A 19,055-nucleotide genomic window follows, 5' to 3' on the forward strand; every position below is an offset into this window, starting at 1 on the left:
GCCCATCACTGATGGCGCACATCGCCGCACCTTCCGACCATGCACGAGACGACTCCACAGCGGAGCCACCACGGCAATCGCGTCACCCCGCGCGGCGGAGGCGGGACCATGCCACGCATGGAGCCAGAGGGCTCCATCCCAGCGTTGTCCCGCCGCCCCGGGCAGGCGTAGTCTCAGTCCGTTGCCGTGCCCATCCACTCTGGAGTGCCACCATGCCGCTCGCCCGCATCGACCTTCGCAAAGGTAAATCCGCCGACTACCTGCAACGCGTCGGCGAAACCATCTACCAGGCCATGCGCGCGGTGGGTGTGCCGGAAAACGATCGCTTCCAGATCTTCCAGGAACACGCGCCCGGCACGCTGATCTACGACCCGGGCTACCTGGGCGTGGACCGTACCGACGACTTCATCTGCATCCAGATCACCTGGAACGAAGGGCGCACGCTGGAGCAGAAGAAGGCGTTGTACCTGGGCATCGCCGACGGCCTGCATGCGGCGGTGGGCATCCGCCGCGAAGACGTGTTCATCAATCTGGTGGAAGTGAAGCGGGAAAATTGGTCGTTTGGTAATGGTGTGGCCCAGTACGTGAGTTGATGGGCGAAAAGCATCCACGCATGGCGTGGATCTACTGAATGGAGGGCGTGCGCGGGGGAGGACAGTCCTGCGTCACCGTGTCGCAGGGGGCAAACCCTGAACGGGGTCCAAGGTTGGCCATGGCCCCGTAGAATGGCGGCGTGCGCCGTTCTGCTCTCCACCGCCGGTTCCAGGCCCTGGCATGGCTTGCCATGCTGCTGGTGCTGCTCGCCCCGCTGGTGAGCCGCTGGCTGGCGCATGGTCACGTGGCTGCCGCTGCGCCGGTGGCAGCCATGGACCACGCAATGCACGCAGAGCATGCGCTGCACGCGATGGAAGGGCACCACGACCATCACGCGATGGCGATGCCGCACGGCGAGGCCGCAAAGAAGCCGCCCGCCGATCCACACGCCGATCATGAGATGGGCGTGGACTGCGATTACTGCCTGATCGCTGCGCGGCTGATCACCCTGCTGGTGGCGGCCGTGCTGCTGTTGGCGCCGATGGCACCGGTGTGCCGCGCGTTGCGCGGTGCGGTGCAGACGTTGCCGCAACGGATCAGCGGCACATTGGGAGCGCGTGGGCCGCCGGCCTTGATGGCCGCCTGAGCCGCACGCGCGTTGCACTGAACGTTCTTCCATGAGGTTGCCGGCCACGGCCGGTGCCCGCACGCGCGTGTCTGTCCGTTTCTGATTGCTGCCCTGCCATTGCGGGGTGGCCTTGCATGCCGTGAAAAAATGAAAACGAACCCCAACCCCGCACGCTTGCGCCGGGCGACGCTGCCTGTCGTGTGCGCGCTGGTCCTGCACTCCACTTCTGCCGTTGCTGCTGACGCGGCACCCCCGACCACGCTGGAGACCGTGCGGGTGGTCGATACCCGCAGCGGCGAGCTGTCCTCCGCCGCCAGCGCCGGCTCTGCGTTGGGCCTGAGCGTGCTGCAGACACCGGCCAGCCTGGCGGTGATCTCGCGCGAGCAACTGGAGCAGCGCGGCGACAGCAACCTCAACGATGCGATCAGCCGGGCGGGTGCGATCAGTGCGATGCCGCACCCGGGCAATGGCCTGAGTGCGCTGTCCAGCCGCGGCTTCACCGACGGTGCTTCGGTGATGCGGCTGTACGACGGGCTGCGCCAGTACGGCGGCGTGGGCATCACCTTCCCGTTCGATACCTGGTCGATCGAGCGCATCGAAGTGCTGCGCGGCCCGGCCTCAGTGATCCATGGCGACGGTGCGATCGGCGGCGTGATCAACATCGTGCCGAAGAAGCCCACGCGCGGCGCCATCGAGAACGAGATCAGCATGACCGTGGGCAGCGAGGACACCGCGCGGCTGGGCTTCGGCAGTGGTGGCGCGCTGACGCCCGAGCTGGCCTACCGGGTTGATGTGAGCGGCAACTACAGCGGTGGCTGGGTTGACCGTGGCCGCAACAATGACGCCACCTTCTCCGGCGCATTGCTGTGGCAGGCCCGCCCGGACCTGCAGCTGACGCTCACCCATGCGCAGGGCTACCAGCAACCGATGCGCTACTTCGGCACGCCGCTGGTCGAGGGCCGCCAGCTGGAGGCGCTGCGCCACCGCAACTACAACGTGGACGACAGCGAGATCCGCTTCCGCGACCGCTGGACCCAGCTCGATGCGCTGTGGACGCCGAACGCGAACGTTGAATGGCGCACGCGGGTTTATCAGATCGACAGCCAGCGCGATTGGCGCAATGCCGAGGCCTATGTCTACAACCGCGCTACCGGCCTGATCGATCGCTCGGGCAATACCGAGATCACCCACAACCAGGACCAGACCGGTCTGACCTCGACGCTGCGCGTGCAGGGCCATGTGGGCAGTTGGGCGAACGCCTTCGCGGTGGGCCTGGATGCCAACCGCGCGCACTTCAAGCACACCAACAATACCTATGCCGGCAGCTCGGGCTCGGTCGATCCGTTCGATCCTGTCCCGGGCCAGTTCGCCAGCGATGCGCCGAACCTGCCGCGCTACCGCAACCGTGCCGAGCAGTACGCGCTGTTCATGGAGGACCGGGTGGCGCTGAGCGAGCGCTGGTCGGTGCTGGGTGGGCTGCGCCACGACCGCGCGCGCATCGATCGCACCGATCTGATCAGCGGCCAGAATGCGTTCTCAAAGACCTACAGCAGCACCGGCTGGCGTGCGGGTACGGTATTCGCGCTGCAGCCGACGCTGAGCCTGTATGCGCAGTACTCGCAGGCGGCGGACCCGGTCAGTGGACTGCTGATGATCAGCCCGGCCAATGGTGTATTCGATCTGGCCAAGGGGCGGCAGATCGAAGTGGGCCTGAAGCAGGCCTTCGATGGCGGCGAGTGGACGCTGGCGGCGTACCGCATCCGCAAGACCGGGCTGCTCAGCCGTGATCCGCTGCTGCCGGATCGCCGGGTGCAGGTGGGCGCGCAGACCTCGCGCGGTATTGAAGCGTCGTTGAACTGGAACTTCGCGCCGCGCTGGTCGCTGGATGCCAACGCGACGGTGCTGAAGGCTGAGTTCGAGGACTTCCTGGAAACCACCGGTTCGCCGGCGGTGCTGGTGTCGCGAGATGGCAACGTGCCGCCGAATGTGGCCGAGCGCTTGGCCAATGCATGGTTGAGCTGGCAGTTCCTGCCGGACTGGAGCGCAGCGGCGGGCATCCGCTATGTCGGCAAGCGTTACGCTGACAATGCCAACACACTGGAACTTCCCGGCTTCAGCACCACTGACTTTGCGCTGACCTGGCAGGCGGCACCGCGCACGCGGCTGTCCGCGCGATTGTTCAACGTGTTCGACAAGGGGTACTACGCCACCGCGTACTACACCAGCACGCAGTGGTTGCTGGGTGCGGACCGGCGCGTCGAACTCACCGTCGACCATCGCTTCTGAGGGCGCTGACGATGACGCTGCGATCCACCGCCAAGCGCTGGACCTACCTGGTGCACCGCTGGCTGGGCATCGGCGGATGCCTGCTGATGCTGCTGTGGTTTGTCAGCGGCATGGTGATGCTGTTCATCGGCTACCCGAAGCTGACACCCGGTGAGCGGCTGGCGGCGTTGCCGGTGCTCGGTGAGGCCCGCGACCTGCAGGGGCTGTCGGTACTGCCAGCCGCCGTGCAGGCCGAGCCGGAGGCCGTGGCGCTGACCACGCTGCGTGGCGAGCCAGCGTATGTGGTGCGCAGTGGCAGCAACGTGGGCGCCTGGTCTGCCGTGACCGGCCAGGCCCTGCTGCCGGTGTCGGCACAGCGTGCCGAAGCATCCGCTGCACAGTTCGCGGGCGGCCAGGCCTTCGTCGGCGCAACGCGCGTGGACGAGGATCGCTGGACGCATTCGCGCGCTCTGGATGCGCATCGGCCAATGTACCGGGTGGAGGTGGGCGGTGAGCAACCGGGCGACCTGTATGTGTCCTCGCGCACCGGTGAAGTCGTGCTGGACGCGCCGCATGTGCAGCAGCGCTGGAACTACGTGGGCGCCTGGCTGCACTGGTTGTACGTCCTGCGCATGCAGTCGGTGGACCCGGTGTGGACGTGGGGGGTGATCGTGCTGTCCGCACTGTGCACGCTGGCGGCGATCAGCGGCATCGTGGTGGGTGTGTGGCGCTGGCGTTTCCGTGGGCACTATCGTTCCGGTGCGAAGACGCCGTACGTCGAGCCGTGGATGCGCTGGCACCATCTGATCGGATTGTGTGCTGCGGCCTTCGTGTTCACCTGGATTTTCAGCGGCCTGATGTCGATGAATCCATTGGGCGTCTTCAGCAGCACGCGCGAGGCGATCGACAGCGGACGCTATCGGGGCGGCGCGGTGGCGGTGGACGGTGCGCTGGGTGATCCTGACGAGCTTCTGGCAGTGGCCGAAGCCACGCGCTTCCAGCCGGTGGAGATCCAGTGGCGACGCATCGGTGGTGAGCTGTTCGCGGTACTGCTGGACGGGCGAGGCGAGACCCGCATCATGTCCGGCAGCAATGGAGATCTGCAAGTCGCGCGCTTGCTGCCGACCGCATGGCTGCAGCAGAAGGCGCGCGCGCTGTCAGATGCGCCCATGCAGGTTTTCGTGGTGCTGCAGGCAGCGGATGCGTACTTCTACCCGCGTGCGCCCGAGGCCATGAGTGGCGCAGCAGTGCGCCGCTTCCCGGTGGCTGTGGTGGACTTCGGTGATGCCGAGGCGACGCGCGTCTATCTCGATCTGGCGACCGGCGATCCGTTGCTGACGATGGGGCATCGCGAGCGGGTGGGGCGCTGGTTGTTCTCCTTCCTGCACAGCTGGGATCTGCCGGCGATGCTGCGCCAGGAAGGTGTCCGGTTGGCGGTGTTGCTGCTGCTGAGCGCTGCTGGCACCGCGCTGTGTGCCACGGCGACGGTGATCGGCTATCGGCGCTTGCGGATGAAGCTGCGCCGCAGGCGGCGTTGATGCCTTTGGCTACACCCGCAGCCAGCGCGTGGACACGGCCACCAGCAACAAGGCCGTGGCCACGCCGATGAACGCGGCGATCAGGCCGAAATGGTTTGCGGCGAAGCCGATCAGCGCCGGCCCGGCGAGAATGCCGGCAAAGCCCAGCGTGGAAACGGCGGTGATGGCCAGCGCGCCGGGCATGCGGGTCTGGTGGCCAGCCAGCGAGAACAGCGCCGGCGCGATGTTGGCGCAGCCGAGTCCGACCAGTACATAGCCGAGCAGTGATGCCTGCCACGGCGTGACCAGGGTCAGCACCAGCACGCCCGCAGCGGCGAGCAGGGCCCCGAACACGATCGCGCGTTGGCGGCCCACGCGCGCCACCAGTGCATCGCCGAACAGGCGCGCGACGGTCATGGTCAGGGTGAAGGTCACGTAGCCGACGCCGGCCAGGCTGGCATCGACGCGACGCACGTCACTGAGGAACACTGCGCTCCAGTCCAGTATTGCGCCTTCGCCGAGGAAGGCGACGAACGCCAGCACGCCGATGAGCAGCACGATGCCATGCGGCAGGGCCAGCATCGGCGTGTCATGCGGCATGCGTTCGCTGTGCCAGTACGCCGCTGACAGCAGCATCACCAGCAGCATGGCGCCGACGCCGATCAGCACGGATGCCAAGGGCGGCAACTGTGCGGACAGCAGCACGGTCATGGTGGCCGCGCCGAGGAAGCCGCCGATGCTGAAGAAGGCATGGAAGCCGGACATCATCACCCGCCGTGCTTCGCGCTCGACGATGACGGCCTGCACGTTCATCGTGCAGTCCATCGCGCCCACCGCAGCACCGAACACGAACAACAACAGGCCCAGCGTCCACGCTGAGCCGGCCAGCGCCAGGCCGGGCACGGTCAGGCAGATCAGCAGGCTGCTGGCCACCATCACCCGGCGGCAACCGAGGCGCGCGGCGAGCACGCCGGACAACGGCATCGCCATCAGCGAACCGGCACCGAGGCAGAGCAGCACCAGCCCCAGCGTGGCGTCGTTGATCCCGGTGCGCGCCTTGGCGAACGGTACCAGTGTGGCCCACAGTGCGGTGGCGAAGCCGGGAATGAAGAACGCAGCGCGGGTCGCGTGCTGTTCGGCACGCGCGCGGTTGGCAAGGGACATGAGCGGTACGGTCAGGGCGGAGTGGGGTGCACCGCGATGCCGGCGGCGCGGAAGCGTGCCGCCAATGCGGGGGGCGCGGTGGTGGTCAGCACCAGGTCGTCGATCTCGTCGAGGCTGGCGATCTGCCAGTGGCCGCGGGCACCGAGCTTTTCAGTGGTGGCGGCGACGATGACACGGCTGCTGCACGCGACCATCGCGCGCTTCAGCGAGGCTTCTTCCGCATCCATTGCCCACACGCCGGTGTCGCCGTCCACCGCGCAGGGGCCGGGCAGGTATACGTCGGCGCGCAGGCGCTGCACCTGGGCCAAGGCTTCGGCACCGACCGCACCGCCACCGCTGGCCAGGCGGCCGCCGATCAGCTGCACCGAGGTGCCTTCAAGCATGCTGGCGGCGGTGGCGATCTGCGGGGCATTGGTGATCACTGTCAGCCCGAGTTCGAGCGGCAATTGCTGGGCGATGGCCAGGTTGGTCGAACCGGCATCAAGCAGCACCACCTGGCCGGGTTGCAGCAATGCGCAGACGCGGGCGGCCAGCTCGGCCTTGTCGCCGCGGTCGCGGGTCAGGCGCTCGCGCAGCGGGCGTTCCTTGGGCGGCGGCAGCACGGCGCCGCCGTAGACACGCTGGCACAGGCCCTGTGCAGCCAGCTCGCGCAGGTCACGGCGGATCGAATCTTCAGAGACGGCATAGCGGCGCGCCAGTTCGGCGGCGACCACGCGGCCCTGCTGGCGCAGTTCCTCCAGGATCTGTCGGGTGCGCTGGGCGGGCAGGGGGCTGGGATCGGAGCTCATGCTGCAAGTCTGCACGTTCGTGCATTAACATGCAACAACGTGCATACGCTGTTGGGGGCACAGGGCGGCTGGACTGCCGGTGAATCCTCCCGCGCCCACGTCTATGGATCGTCCTCGCGACCCGGCAAGATGGCGGGGCACCTGGCATGGAATCCCTGATGTCCCCCACCGTTCACCGCAAGCTGCGCATCGGCGCGGACCAGTACACCGGCCAGAAAGTGGTCGACCAGCAGTTCCACGAATGCGATTTTTCCGGCGCGGACCTGACCGCTACCGAGTTCATCAACTGCAGCTTCTACGATGCCGACAGCCGCGCCGGCTGCCGCTTCAACGGCGCCACGCTGAAGGAAGCGAGCTTCCGCAGCTGCGACATCAGCATGTGCCACTTCAATTTCATCAAGGCACTGGGCCTGGAAATCAGCGAGTGCCGCGTGCAGGGCGCGGATTTCAGCAGCGCCAGCTTCATGAACCAGATCACCACGCGGAGCTGGTTCTGCAGCGCGTTCATCAAGAAGTCGAACCTGCGCTATGCCAATTTCTCGCGGGTCACGTTGGAGAAATGCGAACTGTGGGAAAACCGCTGGGACGGTGCGAACGTGAGCGGCGCCAGCTTCGCGGGCTCGGACCTGTCCGGTGGCCAGTTCGAGGGCATCGACTGGAACAGCGCCAACTTCACCGACTGCGACCTGACCAACTCCGAGCTGGGCGAGCTGGACCTGCGCAGCACCAACCTGCGTGGCGCCACGCTGGACGTGCAGCAGGTGGCGCTGTTGATGCAGCGCATCGGCATCACGGTGGTGCCGTAGGCATCACCCGGCGTACGCCACCCAGCCCCTGAAGCTGAAGCCTGCGTAGAACAGCTCCACGCCATCGAAGCCCGCCTCCTGCATCAGCGCGACCTCCTGTTCGGGGGCCAGCAGCGGCAACCGCTCGGCAATGGCGTCGATCGCGCGCTGTGCATCGGCGTGGGCAACCCCCGAGGCTTCGGCGAACGCGGCGTAGCGCTGCAACCAGCGCAGCTTGCCGGCCGGATCCTGCGGCACGCTGTGGTGCGCCACCACCAGCGGCGCGCCGGGCTGCAGGCGCCTGTGCAGCTCGCGGAGCGTGTGCAGGCGCTGCGCGGCGTCGAGGAAGTGCAGGGTCAACAGGCAGCTGGCACCGTCGAAGCGCAGATCGGGCGCATCGTCGATGTAGCCTTCCAGCAGCTGCACGCGCGACTTCAGCGGACCCAGTGTCTGTTCGGCCAGGGCCAGCATCGGTGCGGCCGGATCCACGCCGAGCAACTGCCAGCCCGGCTGTGCCTCGGCGAAGGCCTTCAGCTCAAGCCCGCCACCGGCACCGAGTACCAGCACGCGGCCCTGTGCGGGAACGCGTTCGGCCAGCAGCAGGCGGCTCATCTGCTGCAACGCGAGGAAACCGGGCACCTGGCGCAGCGGTGCTTCGGCATAGCGGGCCACCGCCTGCGGGTCGGAGAACGTGGACATGTGCGGATTCCTTCGACGGGGACAGACCACTGTAGCGCGGCGCGCAAGGGGCATTGCGCGCCGCTGCCGCACAGGCAGGGCAGGGCTCAGGCCGCCGCGGCCTCAAGCACGTCTTCCAGCCGCACCTCGCCGAGGAAGCCACCGCTGCTGGTAGCCGGCCGCTGTGCTTCGATGGCGTGAGCGAACTGCACGCCGGCGTCGTCCTGCAAGCGCTGGAACAGCTGCTGCACCCTGGGGAACTCGCGGCGATCGACCACCTGGTGGTAATCGTTCCAGCGCGCGATGCCGGCGAAGTAGGCGTCGGCGAAGCTGCGCTGCTCGCCCAGCAGCCACGGGCCGGTGCTGAGCATCTGCTCCAGCGCCTGATGGGCCTGGCGCACCTTGGTGGTGCCATAGGCACGCAGCGCCTTGCCGTCATCGCCCTCGGCGTGTTCTAGCGCGTGCCAGAGCGGGGCGTAGGCACCGAAGAAGCTGGTGTTGAGATAGGCCAGCCGGTGGTTGAGGCGGTCGAAGCCGGAGGTGCCCTGTGCGAAGCCCAGCCCCTGCGTAACGCCCTTGGCGGCAAGGTGGTTGAGGATGGCCAGGCTCTCGCTGAGCAGTTCGCCCTGCGCGGTCCGCAGCGTGGGGGTTTCGCCCAGTGGATTGAGGCGGCGATAGTCTTCGCCCTGCACCTGGCCGGGCATGTCGATACGGCACAGGTGATACGGCTGGCCAGCCATTCCAGCGCGACGATGGAGCCGAACGAGCAGCCCGAGGGCACGCCGTAGAAGAGGATCGGGGTCATGGCAGGTTTCCGGTTCAAGCCGCGATGCGGCGGGTGAGGAAAGCGTGCCTGCGTGGACATTGCCCCGGAAGCTGTTCGAATGGCATCCTGAAGTCCACACCTGTGGACGTTGTGCATGCTCAACCTCAACGATCTGGCCCTGTTCGTGGCCGCAGTGGAGCAGGGCGGTTTTGCAGCAGGCGGACGCCATCTGGGCCTGCCCCGCTCGACGTTGAGCAAGCGCGTGGCGCTGCTGGAAGAACACCTCGGGGTACGGCTGCTGCAACGCAGTTCGCGGCGCTTCGCGCTGACCGAAGTCGGCCAGGCGTTCTTCGATCGCGCACGCGCGGCGTTGTCCGAAGTGGAGTCCGCCGAGGCCATTGTCCGTGACCGCCAGGCCGAACCGAGTGGCACCGTGCGCATCAGCGCTTCGATTCCGGTGGTGCAGGGCGAGCTCGCCGCGTGCCTGCCCGCGTTGGCCCGCCGCTATCCGCGGCTGCGCATCGAAGTTGAAGTGAGTGATCGTTTCATCGATCTGGCGCAGGAGGGCATCGACATCGCCTTGCGCAGCCACTTCGGTCCGCTGCCGGATTCCGGTTTGGTGCAACGCATGCTCGGTAGCGAACGTATCGTGCTGGTGGCGTCCCCTGGCTATCTGGCAGCCGCGCCAGCAGTGGATACGCCCGAGCAGCTACGCGCGCATGCCGGCCTGCTGACGGCGCGCCACGCAACGCGCTGGACACTGCACGGCACCGATGCGCGCACCGTGCAGGTGGAACCGCAGGTGGCGCTGGTCGGCAATGAGTCGCAGCTTCTGGTCGCGGCGGCCGAAGCGGGCCTTGGCATCACTGTGTTGCCGCACAGCCTGTGTGCCGCAGCGATTGCGGCCGGCCGCCTGCAGCAGGTCCTGCCGGCGTGGCATGCCGGCGAAGTGACCACCAGCGTGCTGCTGCCGCATCGTCGTGGACAGTTGCCGGGCGTGCGCGTGGTGGTGGATGCGCTGGTCGCGCATTACCAGCTCAACGCAGCGCGCGTGCCAGCACCTGCCAGATCCTCGGGTCCTGGCACTGCGAAACGTTGAAGCGCAGATAGTCGGCCGCGCGCTGCGACTGGCTGAACGCGTTGCCCGGTGCCAGCACGATGCCCTCGCGCAGGCACTGCCGCGCCAGCGCGGCGGCGTCGCGGCCATCGGGCAGCTGGCACCACAGGAACAGGCCCGCTTCCGGTTGCAGCCACGGCGTGATGCCCAGCGTGTGCAGCCTGCGCAGCGTGTGCCGGCGCGCATCGGCCAAACGCGAACGCACCGAGTGCATGTGGCGTCGGTAGCCGCTGTCGGTCAGCGCGACGTGCATCAGCTGCGCAGCCAGATGGCCACCGCCGAAGCTGGTCGCCAGCTTCAGGTCGGTCAGCGCTTCGATCCAGTCATGGCGTGCAGCGATGTAGCCGCAGCGCGAGGCTGCCGACAGCGTCTTGGAGAAACTGCCGACGTGGATCACCCGTGACAGTCCATCGAGCGCGGCCAGCCGCGGTGCCGGCTGCAGTTCGAAGTCGGCGAAGATGTCATCCTCGATGATGATCAGTTCGCTGCGTTCGGCCAGGCCCAGCAGGCGATGTGCGGTGCTCGCGGAAAGCACCGCGCCGGTCGGGTTGTGCAATCCGGAATTGGTGATGTACAGCCGCGGCGAATGGTCCTGCAATGCGCGTTCGAACGCCTCAAGGTCCGGGCCGTTGGGCGTGTACGGCACGCCCACTGCCTGCACCTGGTGTGCCTTGAGCAGCGCGTGGTAATTGAAGTAGCTCGGGTCATCGACCAGCACGCAGTCACCGGGCTTGAGTAGGAAACGGCAGATCAGGTCGACCGCGTGTGTCCCGGATTCGGTTAGCAGGATCTGCTCCATCGGTGCATCGATGCCCAGCGTGGCGCTGCGCCGTTGCAGCAGCTGGCGCAATGCGGGCAGCCCGAGTGGGCCGGCGTAGTCGACCAGGTGCACTGCATCGGCACGCGCCAGCCGACGCAGGCCGCGGCGCATGCCATCGTGATACAGCCAGTCACTGGGCAACCAGCCGCACCCCGGCTTGAGGTGGCCCGGCGGGGTTTCCAGCGACTGCCGCGACACCCACAGCGGGTCCACCGCGCGGTCAAGCCGGGGTTCCATCTCGGCCAGTGCCAGCGGTGCGGCCGGCCCATTGACGTAAAAGCCGGAACCGGCCCGCGCGCTGATCAACCCTTCGGCAGCGAGGCGTTCGTAGGCCTCGACCACGGTGGAGACCGACACGCCCATCGCTGCCGCCTGCGCGCGCACCGAAGGCAGGCGGGAGCCGGGGCCATCCACCCGCGCGGTGATGCGGTTGCGGACGGCCTGGATCACCGATTCGATGCGGGTAAGCGGGCGTGACACGGTGAAAGTGTGTTGGAAGTGTAGGCAGTACAGTTCTTTGCGACTGTACTGGATTGTAGCTGGGGCGATGGGGGCGCAGGTGCTTCCATGGAAATCCCGCCGGGCACCGTCCGGCACCCCAGGAGTACAGGCGTGGAACGGTCGGCGAGTGGTTGGATCAATGGCTTCATTGGCGTAGTGATTTTCGCGGGCTCGTTGCCGGCTACTCGCCTGGCGGTGCTGCAGCTGGATGCCGGGTTCGTCACCGCCGCGCGCGCCACCATCGCCGCCGTACTCGGCCTCGGCCTGTTGCTGCTGTTGCGCCAACCGTGGCCGCGGCGCAGCGACGTGCCCGGCTTGGCGGTGGTCAGCCTTGGCGTGGTGGTCGGCTTCCCGTTGCTGACCGCGCTCGCCCTGCGCCATGCGTCATCGGCACACACCATCGTGTTCCTCGGCTTGCTGCCGCTGAGCACCGCCGTGTTCGGCGTGCTGCGCGGTGGTGATCGGCCGCGCCCGGCGTTCTGGTTGTTTTCGTTGCTGGGCAGCGCCTGCGTGGTCGGCTATGCAGTGCGCAACGGCATCGAGGCGTCCTTGCAGGCCGACCTGCTGATGCTGGCGGCCATCGTGGTGTGCGGGCTGGGCTACGCGGAAGGCGGCCGGCTCGCCCGTCATCTGGGCGGCTGGCAGGTGATCAGCTGGGCACTGCTGCTGGCGTTGCCGGTGATGCTGCCACTGACGGTGCTGATGCGCCCGGCCTCGTTCACGGCGGTCGGTGCCTCGGCGTGGTGGGCGCTGGGCTACGTGGCGGTGTTCAGCATGCTGATCGGCTTCCTGTTCTGGTACCGCGGGCTGGCGCAGGGCGGCATCGCTGCCGTCGGCCAGCTGCAGCTGCTGCAGCCGTTCTTCGGCCTGGCCCTGGCCGCGCTGCTGCTGCACGAATCGGTCAGCCTCAGCATGGTGCTGGTGACTCTGGTCGCGGTGATCTGCGTCGCCGGCGCGCGCCGCTTCAGCCGCTAGGAAAAAGGGGACGGAGGGGATTAAGTCGTTTCAGGCATGGCAGACCCGATTACGACTTAATCCCCTCCGTCCCCTTTTCTGGGGAGCCGCGGAAAAGATGCGCAACGGCATAGTCGATGAACACCCGCAGGCGTGCGCTGGGATGGCGCCCACCGGGCCATAGCAGCGAGAACTGCCCCTGGTGCGTCGGCAGCGCGGGCAGTACCCGTTGCAGGCGGCCATCGGCCAGCGCGTCGTCTGCGAGGAAGTCAGGCATCCAGGCCAGGCCCATGCAACCGATCGCAGCGGCCAGCACGGCCTCCATGTTGTTGCAGGTCATCGCCGTGGGAAGGCGCGCTCCGGCATCGCCTTCGATGCCCGGCAGCTGCCAGGGATGCAGCTTTCCCGTGGTGGGGTAACGGAAGCGCAGCGCGGTATGCATGCGCAGGTCGCCCACATCGCCGGGCGTTCCATGCATCTGCAGATAGCCCGGCGCCGCACAGAGAATGAAACGAAAACCACCCAGCCGCCGTGCGGTCAGGCTGGAATCGGCCAGTTCGCCACTGCGTATCACTGCATCCAGGCCTTCGCTGACCACATCGACGATGCGGTCGTTGAAGTCCAGTTCCAGCTGCACCTGCGGATAGCGTTGCTGGAAGCCGGGCAGCACCGGCAACAGGAAGCGGTAGCCGATGGTGGGCAGGCCGATGCGCAGCAGCCCGCTGGGGGCGTGCTGTCGCTGCGCCAGGTCCGCCTGTGCTTCGGAAAGCTCGTCCAGTGCACGCCGGCAGCGCTGCAGCAGTAGTTCGCCTTCGTCGGTGAGATGCACGCGGCGGGTGGTGCGTTGGAACAACCGGGTGCCCAGGTCCTGTTCAAGACGGGCGATGCGCTTGCCGACCGCCGACGCGGACAGGCCAAGTACACGCGCAGCACCCACGATGCTGCCGGCCTCCGCGGTGCGGACGAAGGCGAGCAGGGCAGAAATGGAGTCCATGTGGGGATGATTGCGGAACATCTGGCCGTAATCAACGTCCATCGAGCCTGTTTTTCAGGAATAGCGGCGTGTCCATCATCAATGCCCCTGATGGATGGAGGCCCGTATGGCCCCGGTTTCGATGCTCCCTGTACCTGTTAAGACGCAGCAGCGCTGGACCCTGCTTGCCGTCTGCCTGGCCGCACTGGCGTTGCCGTTGTCCTTCTCGGCCGGTGCGGTCGCGGTGCCCGCGCTGGCCAGTTCCGTAGCGTCGTCGCCGAGCGTGCTGGCCTGGGTGACCAACGCCTTCATGCTCACCTTCGGCAGCCTGCTGCTCGCTGCCGGTGGCCTGGCCGACCGCTATGGCCGGCGGCGGTTGTTCCTGCTGGGCACAGCAGGCTTCACCATTGCCACGACCGCCGTCTGCCTTGCTCCCACGCTGCCCTCGCTGGATCTGGCGCGTGGGTTGCAGGGCGTTGCCGCCGCAGCGGCGTTGGCATCGGGCACGGCTGCGCTCGCGCATGCCTGGCAGGGGCCGATGCGTGGCCGTGTCTTCGCTCTGCTGGGCGCCACATTCGGTGCAGGGTTGGCGCTGGGGCCGCTGCTTGCGGGTCTGCTGCTGCAGGCATTGGGATGGCGCAGTGTGTTCGCCGTCGGCGGCGTGCTGACATTGGCCGCCTTCGTACTGAGCGCGCGTGTGTTGCCCGAAAGCCATGGTGAACGCGGGCGGCTGGATGTCGGCGGCATGCTGGGCTTCAGCCTGATGCTGGCAGCGTTGACCCTGGCCCTGCTGTGGCTGGGCGAGTTCGGCCTGCATACCGTGCGCGTGCAACTGGCGCTGTTGGCGACGCTGATGCTGGGCGGGGTATTCGTCTGCATCGAACGGCTGCACCGCTCACCGTTGCTGGACCTCTCGCTGTTCTCGCAACCGGCGTTCCTCGGTGTCCAGCTGCTGCCGGTCGCAACCTGCTTCGGCTATGTGGTGCTGCTGGTGGTACTGCCTCTGCAGCTGCTGGGTGTGCACGGACAGAGCGCGACCCTGGTGGGGCTGCAGATGCTGGCCCTGTCCGCGCCGATGCTGGTGCTGCCGATGCTGGCCGCGCGCTGGGCGGAGCGCGTTGGAAGTGCGCGGCTGTGCACGCTGGGCCTGCTGGCCTGTGCCTCTGGTCTGTACCTGTTGTCGCGCCACGCATCGCATCCGTCGCCGTCGCAGTGGGTGCCGTTGCTGATGCTGATCGGCGCAGGAACGGCCTTGCCGTGGGGCTTGATGGATGGGCTGTCGGTCAGCGTGGTGCCGGTACAGCGTGCGGGCATGGCCGCTGGCATCTTCGGAACCGTGCGGGTGGCCGGTGAAGGCATCGCATTGGCCGCAGTCACTGCCTTGCTTGCGCTGCTGATCGGCCATCAGCTGCAGGGCGCGTCGCCGGCATCGCTGGCGCGTGCCGGTGCCTATCTGGCCACGGGGGCGCGGGAACAGGCGCAGGCACTGCTACCGGCGATGAGCCGCATGCAGCTGCAGCACGCCAGTGGTGAGGCGCTGGCAACACTGCTGCGGGTACTGGCGCTGCTGACCGCCGCCTGTGCCGCCGTGTTGCGCCTGTTGCTGCGGCAACATAAAGACGCGTTGGTCGGGCGTACTGCGTAGCAGGCTCATCGCCCGCCTTCGCCGTCATCCCGTTGTCGTCTTCCGCTCACGCCGCCCATGCCCACCCGGGTCTAATGTTGATCGTCCCCGTCCCCCCACGGAGACCCGCCATGTGGCTGCTCGATCATCTCTGGCCTGGCCGTCGACCGCTTCCTCCCCCGGCCGCGGATGCGCCGCAGGCACCGCCGCGCCGGCCATGGCTGAAACGACCCGCGCGGGCGGGGCGCAGCGGCATGGCGCCCTGGCAGAAGGTCGCCACGCCGCCGCGGCGCACGCGCCACTAGCCGGTGCGGTCTGACGGATGGTTGACCCCGTCGCTGACCGGAATGACCCCCAGCGCGAACGGATCAATGCCCTCCAGGCAGGCCACGTTGTAGCCGTACTGGTCGGGGTTGGAGCGGCGCCGGTGATGGGTGTAGATGCCGCACACGCCGCAGAAGTAGTGCTCGGCCACATGGGTGTTGAACTGGTACTTCTGCAGGTGATGCTGCCCGCGCACCACCTGCAGGCCCTGGCGGGGGACACTGGCGGCGATGGCACCCCGGCGCCGGCACATCGAGCAGTCGCAGCGGCGGGGATCGACGATGCCGTCCGGCAGGTCCAGCAGCAGCTCGACCGTGCCGCAGTGGCAGGTTGCGCGGTGCCGGGGTTGGACCGGAACGCCGGCCACGGAAGTGATGCCCATCATTGCTCCTGTGTGATTCATCTGGCCGTGCGGCCGCCGGAGACGGTGCGCCGGCGTGCCTGAACGGGCCGTAGATGCCACGGTGAACCCGCTTGTGGCTAACTATGCGGCTTCGGGACCGCGACAGGATGCCAGTGAGAGCCGCAGGACGTTGGATGACAGGAAGTGCCATGGCGCTGGCGGCGTTGTGGGTGACCGGGCTGCTGGCCTATCAGGTGCCGGGGCCGGGCTGGCTGGCCAATGGCGTTGCGGCGCTGTGGCTGCTGGTTGCGCTGTGGGCGTCGTGGCGGGTCGCGCGTGGCCGCAGCAGCCGTCGCCTGGGCCTGGCGTTCGGCGCTTCACTGGCGCTGGCTGGCTTGTGGTGGCTGCTGCTGACCCCGCGCCAGGACCGCGTATGGGCCGATGACGTGGCCCAGCGCCTGCATGTGGTGTCCTTCGACGGCCGCCACGTGGTGCTCGACAACGTGCGTGATTTCACCTGGCGCAGCGAAACCGACTACGACGCGCACTGGGTGCGCCGCGCGTACGACCTGGACCAGTTGCGCTCGGCCGACCTGGTGCTGTCGTACTGGATGGGCCCGGCGATCGCCCACACCCTCATCTCGTTTGGCTTCGAGGATGGGCGCCACGTGGTGTTCTCGCTCGAGATCCGCAAGGAACGCGGCGAATCGTTCTCGGCACTGGGCGGCTTCTTCCGCAAGTTCGAGATGACCCTGGTGGCCGCGGAGGAGACCGACATCATCCGCACCCGCACCAATGCGCGCGGTGAGGACGTCTACCTGTACCGCCTGCATGGCATGGACCGTGCGCAGCTGAAGGAGCTGTTTGCCGCGTACATCGCACAGGCACGCGAACTGGATGCGAAGCCGGGCTTCTACAACACGCTCACCAGCAACTGCACCACCATCGTCTTCGACCTGGCCCGCCACATCGCGCCGCGCCTGCCGCTGGACTACCGCCTGCTGCTGTCCGGCTACCTGGCCGAGTACGCACAGGAGGTGGGTGCGTTGACCCCGGGTGTGCCGTACGCCGAGCTGCACGACAAGGGCCGCATCACCCAGCGTGCGTTGGACCTGGGCAGCGGCGAACACTTCTCCACCGTGATCCGCCAGGGCGTACCTGGCACCGAGCAGGACCCGCAGTAATGACTCGACTCCTCCTGATCCGCTGGCAGCGTGCGCTGCCGGTGTTGTTCGCCGCCTTCCTGCTGCTGGGCAGCAGTGGCTGCGCGATGGTCACCGTCAAGCAGGTCAAGTCCAGCGATTCGCTGGTCAACAAGCGTGCCGACGTGCTCAATACCGGCAAGCTCAGCCCCGCCGCGCGAGAGACGCTCAGCGCGGCAGGCCTGGACGAATCGCAGTGCGAGAAGGACTTCCTGGTCTGCCGCAGCACGCTGCTGATGACCGACGATCTCAATGTCGAGCAGCGGCTGTCGGCGCTGTCCGAACTGTGGGTGAAGGCCGCGCTGGCGCTGACGCCGAAGAAGACCGCAGCCGGTGATCCGCCGATGAGCGACGCAGCGCTGGACGCCTGGCTGGAAGCCGCGCGCTACGCCTATGCCTACCTGTTCTACAGCGGCCGCTCACCATCGGATCGCGCCTTCGAAGACCGGCAGACGCAGGTGCGTGACTACTACAACTACGCGGCCGAGAAGGCGGCGGTGGTGCTGTTCGTCCGCGCGCGCGCCGCTGCGTTGGCGGGCGAGGACTACACGAAGCCGATCTCGGTCGGCAGCTGGTCGCTGGCTTCCAACTACCAGCAGCTGAACCTGAAGAGCATTCCCGCGCAGCTGGTGCCGGCCGGCACGGTCAGCTTCGTCGGCCTGCGCAGTACCTATCGCCGCGATGGCTTCGGTGCCGAGCTGGTGATGGTGATGGACCCGCCGAAGCTGGTCGCACCGGTGATCGCAGCGGATGGCCCGAAGGCCGAAACGGCAGCGGATGATGGCGGTGACGAGCGCCGCGGCCGTCGCCACCGTCATGACGATTCGGTGCCCGAGTTCAGCGAGATGTCCTCGATCAACGTCACCGCGTTGCTGCGTTTCGAAGGCAGCAGCCTGGACGATGTGATGCGGACGCGCCGGGTTGAACTGGATGCCTATTCGCCGGAAGCCACCGAGCGCATCACCCTGCACGGCGAGCAGGTGCCGCTGGCCGGCAATTTCACCGCGGCCTACGGCCTGTGGCTTGCCCAGAGCGGCTTCGCCCGGCAGTCACTGCGCACCCTGTTCGGCATGAGCGAGGGCATCGGCGAGCCACACATCTACCTGATGCAGCCGTGGGACCCGAACCGCCGCATCATCTTCATGCTGCACGGCCTGGCCAGCAGCCCGGAAGCCTGGGTGAACCTGGCCAACGAGATCATGGGCGACCCCGAACTGCGCCAGCAGTTCCAGGTGTGGCAGGTCTATTACCCGACCAACGCACCGATCGCGCTGAACCGCTACGAGATCGCCAACGCGTTCAACGACACCCTCAAGCACTTCGATCCCAATGGCAGCACGCGTGCATCGAAGGACATGGTCTACATCGGCCACAGCATGGGCGGCGTGCTCGCGCGGCTGCTGGTGAGCGATTCCGGTGACGTGCTGTGGAACGACCTGCTGGCCAACTATGACCTGAAGGGCGAGCGTCTGAAGCGCGTCCAGAACAAGCTGGGGCCGTTGCTGCATTTCAAGGCACAGCCGAACGTGGAGCGTGCGATCTTCATCGCCGCGCCGCACCAGGGCACGGACATCGCCGGCAACAAGGTCGGGCGCCTGCTGGGCCGGCTGGTGCGCCTGCCGCTGACCATCCTCGGCAAGTTCGAGGACGTGTTCATGGCGCTGGCGCAGGCCGAGCAGCAGGTCGACGGCACCGCCAAGCCGAAGATTCCCAACAGCATCGACAACCTCAAGGCCAGCGATCCGTTCGTGAAGGCCGCAGCGCAGCTGCCGATCGAAGCGGGCCTGAAGTACCACTCGATCATCGCCCAGCGCAAGCCGGAGCTGCCGGTGGAAAAGTCCGATGACGGACTGGTGCCGTACTGGAGTGCGCACCTGCCGGGTGCACAGTCGGAGAAGGTCATCATTTCCGGCCACAGCGTGCAGGAGACCCCGCAGGCGGTGCTGGAAGTGCGGCGCATCCTGCACCGGGATATCGATGACGTGGGCACGGGGACCCGGTAGTCCTGGTCGCTGGCCGGCACTCTCCGCGCACGCGGGAATCCCGTGATGGTGCCGGCCAGCGGCCGGCAC

At 67.4% G+C, this 19,055-nt stretch carries 17 protein-coding genes; 10 read left to right on the forward strand and 7 right to left on the reverse strand.

The window, feature by feature from the left end; all coding sequences use genetic code 11:
- Window positions 1-212 precede the first annotated feature (212 nt).
- The 4 genes from KXV01_RS00225 (at window position 213) to KXV01_RS00240 (ending at window position 4,965) form a co-directional block, all read left to right on the forward strand.
- On the forward strand, window positions 213-593 hold the full coding sequence (locus KXV01_RS00225; protein WP_019659488.1) for a tautomerase family protein: 381 nt from the start codon (window positions 213-215) through the stop codon (window positions 591-593).
- Window positions 594-784: 191 nt separating this feature from the next.
- The gene (locus KXV01_RS00230; RefSeq protein WP_099494686.1) at window positions 785-1,180 is read left to right on the forward strand and encodes a DUF2946 family protein; all 396 of its coding nucleotides are present in this window, start codon (window positions 785-787) and stop codon (window positions 1,178-1,180) included.
- Window positions 1,181-1,309: 129 nt separating this feature from the next.
- Entirely contained in the window at window positions 1,310-3,448 is a 2,139-nt protein-coding gene (locus tag KXV01_RS00235; protein ID WP_099494687.1) for a TonB-dependent receptor, read from the forward strand.
- An 11-nt stretch (window positions 3,449-3,459) separates the two neighbouring features.
- Window positions 3,460-4,965 (forward strand): PepSY domain-containing protein, encoded by a 1,506-nt coding sequence (locus KXV01_RS00240; RefSeq protein WP_099494688.1) that lies wholly within the window; start codon window positions 3,460-3,462, stop codon window positions 4,963-4,965.
- A 9-nt stretch (window positions 4,966-4,974) separates the two neighbouring features.
- Here the strand turns inward: KXV01_RS00240 and KXV01_RS00245 are convergent, their stop codons facing one another.
- Together KXV01_RS00245 and KXV01_RS00250 are read right to left on the reverse strand one after the other, a co-directional pair.
- Window positions 4,975-6,108: an MFS transporter gene (locus KXV01_RS00245; protein ID WP_263467317.1), complete on the reverse strand. Its 1,134-nt coding sequence runs from the start codon at window positions 6,106-6,108 to the stop codon at window positions 4,975-4,977.
- A gap of 11 nt (window positions 6,109-6,119) precedes the next feature.
- Window positions 6,120-6,896, reverse strand: coding sequence for a DeoR/GlpR family DNA-binding transcription regulator (locus KXV01_RS00250; protein ID WP_099494690.1), 777 nt, complete (start codon window positions 6,894-6,896; stop codon window positions 6,120-6,122).
- A 158-nt stretch (window positions 6,897-7,054) separates the two neighbouring features.
- Here KXV01_RS00250 and smqnr point away from each other — a divergent pair, with 158 nt between their 5' ends.
- A complete protein-coding gene (smqnr, locus tag KXV01_RS00255) occupies window positions 7,055-7,702 on the forward strand; it encodes a SmQnr family pentapeptide repeat protein (protein ID WP_049417085.1) in 648 nt (215 codons plus the stop codon).
- A gap of 3 nt (window positions 7,703-7,705) precedes the next feature.
- On the opposite strand, the gene KXV01_RS00260 is transcribed toward smqnr, so the two are convergent.
- Both KXV01_RS00260 and KXV01_RS00265 read right to left on the reverse strand, forming a co-directional pair.
- Window positions 7,706-8,380, reverse strand: a complete 675-nt coding sequence (locus KXV01_RS00260; RefSeq protein ID WP_099494691.1) for a class I SAM-dependent methyltransferase — start codon at window positions 8,378-8,380, stop codon at window positions 7,706-7,708.
- Between the two features lie 86 nt (window positions 8,381-8,466).
- The gene (locus tag KXV01_RS00265) at window positions 8,467-9,099 is read right to left on the reverse strand and encodes a glutathione S-transferase family protein (RefSeq protein WP_263467320.1); all 633 of its coding nucleotides are present in this window, start codon (window positions 9,097-9,099) and stop codon (window positions 8,467-8,469) included.
- Window positions 9,100-9,279: 180 nt separating this feature from the next.
- Here KXV01_RS00265 and KXV01_RS00270 point away from each other — a divergent pair, with 180 nt between their 5' ends.
- Window positions 9,280-10,224, forward strand: coding sequence for a LysR substrate-binding domain-containing protein (locus KXV01_RS00270; protein ID WP_049417088.1), 945 nt, complete (start codon window positions 9,280-9,282; stop codon window positions 10,222-10,224).
- Here the strand turns inward: KXV01_RS00270 and KXV01_RS00275 are convergent.
- Entirely contained in the window at window positions 10,163-11,542 is a 1,380-nt protein-coding gene (locus tag KXV01_RS00275) for a PLP-dependent aminotransferase family protein (RefSeq protein WP_099494693.1), read from the reverse strand. The two genes, KXV01_RS00270 and KXV01_RS00275, sit on opposite strands and share 62 nt — an antisense overlap.
- 132 nt (window positions 11,543-11,674) lie before the next feature.
- Between KXV01_RS00275 and KXV01_RS00280 the strand changes: the two genes are divergently transcribed.
- Window positions 11,675-12,538, forward strand: a complete 864-nt coding sequence (locus KXV01_RS00280) for a DMT family transporter (protein ID WP_099494694.1) — start codon at window positions 11,675-11,677, stop codon at window positions 12,536-12,538.
- A 49-nt stretch (window positions 12,539-12,587) separates the two neighbouring features.
- Here KXV01_RS00280 and KXV01_RS00285 read toward each other — a convergent pair whose 3' ends face one another.
- A complete protein-coding gene (locus KXV01_RS00285) occupies window positions 12,588-13,511 on the reverse strand; it encodes a LysR substrate-binding domain-containing protein (protein ID WP_111096565.1) in 924 nt (307 codons plus the stop codon).
- A 106-nt stretch (window positions 13,512-13,617) separates the two neighbouring features.
- Between KXV01_RS00285 and KXV01_RS00290 the strand changes: the two genes are divergently transcribed.
- The gene (locus tag KXV01_RS00290) at window positions 13,618-15,135 is read left to right on the forward strand and encodes an MFS transporter (RefSeq protein WP_099591100.1); all 1,518 of its coding nucleotides are present in this window, start codon (window positions 13,618-13,620) and stop codon (window positions 15,133-15,135) included.
- A 280-nt stretch (window positions 15,136-15,415) separates the two neighbouring features.
- Here the strand turns inward: KXV01_RS00290 and KXV01_RS00295 are convergent, their stop codons facing one another.
- Entirely contained in the window at window positions 15,416-15,820 is a 405-nt protein-coding gene (locus KXV01_RS00295; protein ID WP_005415530.1) for a GFA family protein, read from the reverse strand.
- Window positions 15,821-15,990: 170 nt separating this feature from the next.
- On the opposite strand from KXV01_RS00295, the gene KXV01_RS00300 reads away from it, so the two are divergent.
- A complete protein-coding gene (locus KXV01_RS00300) occupies window positions 15,991-16,965 on the forward strand; it encodes a DUF4105 domain-containing protein (RefSeq protein ID WP_080354765.1) in 975 nt (324 codons plus the stop codon).
- Entirely contained in the window at window positions 16,965-18,986 is a 2,022-nt protein-coding gene (locus KXV01_RS00305) for an alpha/beta hydrolase (RefSeq protein WP_049417092.1), read from the forward strand. Before KXV01_RS00300 ends, KXV01_RS00305 begins: the two co-directional genes overlap by 1 nt.
- Window positions 18,987-19,055: the final 69 nt, after the last annotated feature.

Source organism: Stenotrophomonas sp. Ps181, assembly GCF_025697425.1.
Taxonomy (GTDB): domain Bacteria; phylum Pseudomonadota; class Gammaproteobacteria; order Xanthomonadales; family Xanthomonadaceae; genus Stenotrophomonas; species Stenotrophomonas sepilia.

Coding starts and splice junctions, on each gene's coding strand:
- KXV01_RS00295 (WP_005415530.1), bottom strand. CDS start 15,820: ATGGGCATCACTTCCGTGGCCGGCGTTCCGGTCCAACCCCGGCACCGC.
- KXV01_RS00305 (WP_049417092.1), top strand. CDS start 16,965: ATGACTCGACTCCTCCTGATCCGCTGGCAGCGTGCGCTGCCGGTGTTG.
- KXV01_RS00270 (WP_049417088.1), top strand. CDS start 9,280: ATGCTCAACCTCAACGATCTGGCCCTGTTCGTGGCCGCAGTGGAGCAG.
- KXV01_RS00265 (WP_263467320.1), bottom strand. CDS start 9,099: ATGGCTGGCCAGCCGTATCACCTGTGCCGTATCGACATGCCCGGCCAG.
- KXV01_RS00300 (WP_080354765.1), top strand. CDS start 15,991: ATGGCGCTGGCGGCGTTGTGGGTGACCGGGCTGCTGGCCTATCAGGTG.
- KXV01_RS00260 (WP_099494691.1), bottom strand. CDS start 8,380: ATGTCCACGTTCTCCGACCCGCAGGCGGTGGCCCGCTATGCCGAAGCA.
- KXV01_RS00250 (WP_099494690.1), bottom strand. CDS start 6,896: ATGAGCTCCGATCCCAGCCCCCTGCCCGCCCAGCGCACCCGACAGATC.
- KXV01_RS00285 (WP_111096565.1), bottom strand. CDS start 13,511: ATGGACTCCATTTCTGCCCTGCTCGCCTTCGTCCGCACCGCGGAGGCC.
- KXV01_RS00240 (WP_099494688.1), top strand. CDS start 3,460: ATGACGCTGCGATCCACCGCCAAGCGCTGGACCTACCTGGTGCACCGC.
- smqnr (WP_049417085.1), top strand. CDS start 7,055: ATGTCCCCCACCGTTCACCGCAAGCTGCGCATCGGCGCGGACCAGTAC.
- KXV01_RS00245 (WP_263467317.1), bottom strand. CDS start 6,108: ATGTCCCTTGCCAACCGCGCGCGTGCCGAACAGCACGCGACCCGCGCT.
- KXV01_RS00235 (WP_099494687.1), top strand. CDS start 1,310: ATGAAAACGAACCCCAACCCCGCACGCTTGCGCCGGGCGACGCTGCCT.
- KXV01_RS00225 (WP_019659488.1), top strand. CDS start 213: ATGCCGCTCGCCCGCATCGACCTTCGCAAAGGTAAATCCGCCGACTAC.
- KXV01_RS00290 (WP_099591100.1), top strand. CDS start 13,618: ATGGCCCCGGTTTCGATGCTCCCTGTACCTGTTAAGACGCAGCAGCGC.
- KXV01_RS00230 (WP_099494686.1), top strand. CDS start 785: ATGCTGCTGGTGCTGCTCGCCCCGCTGGTGAGCCGCTGGCTGGCGCAT.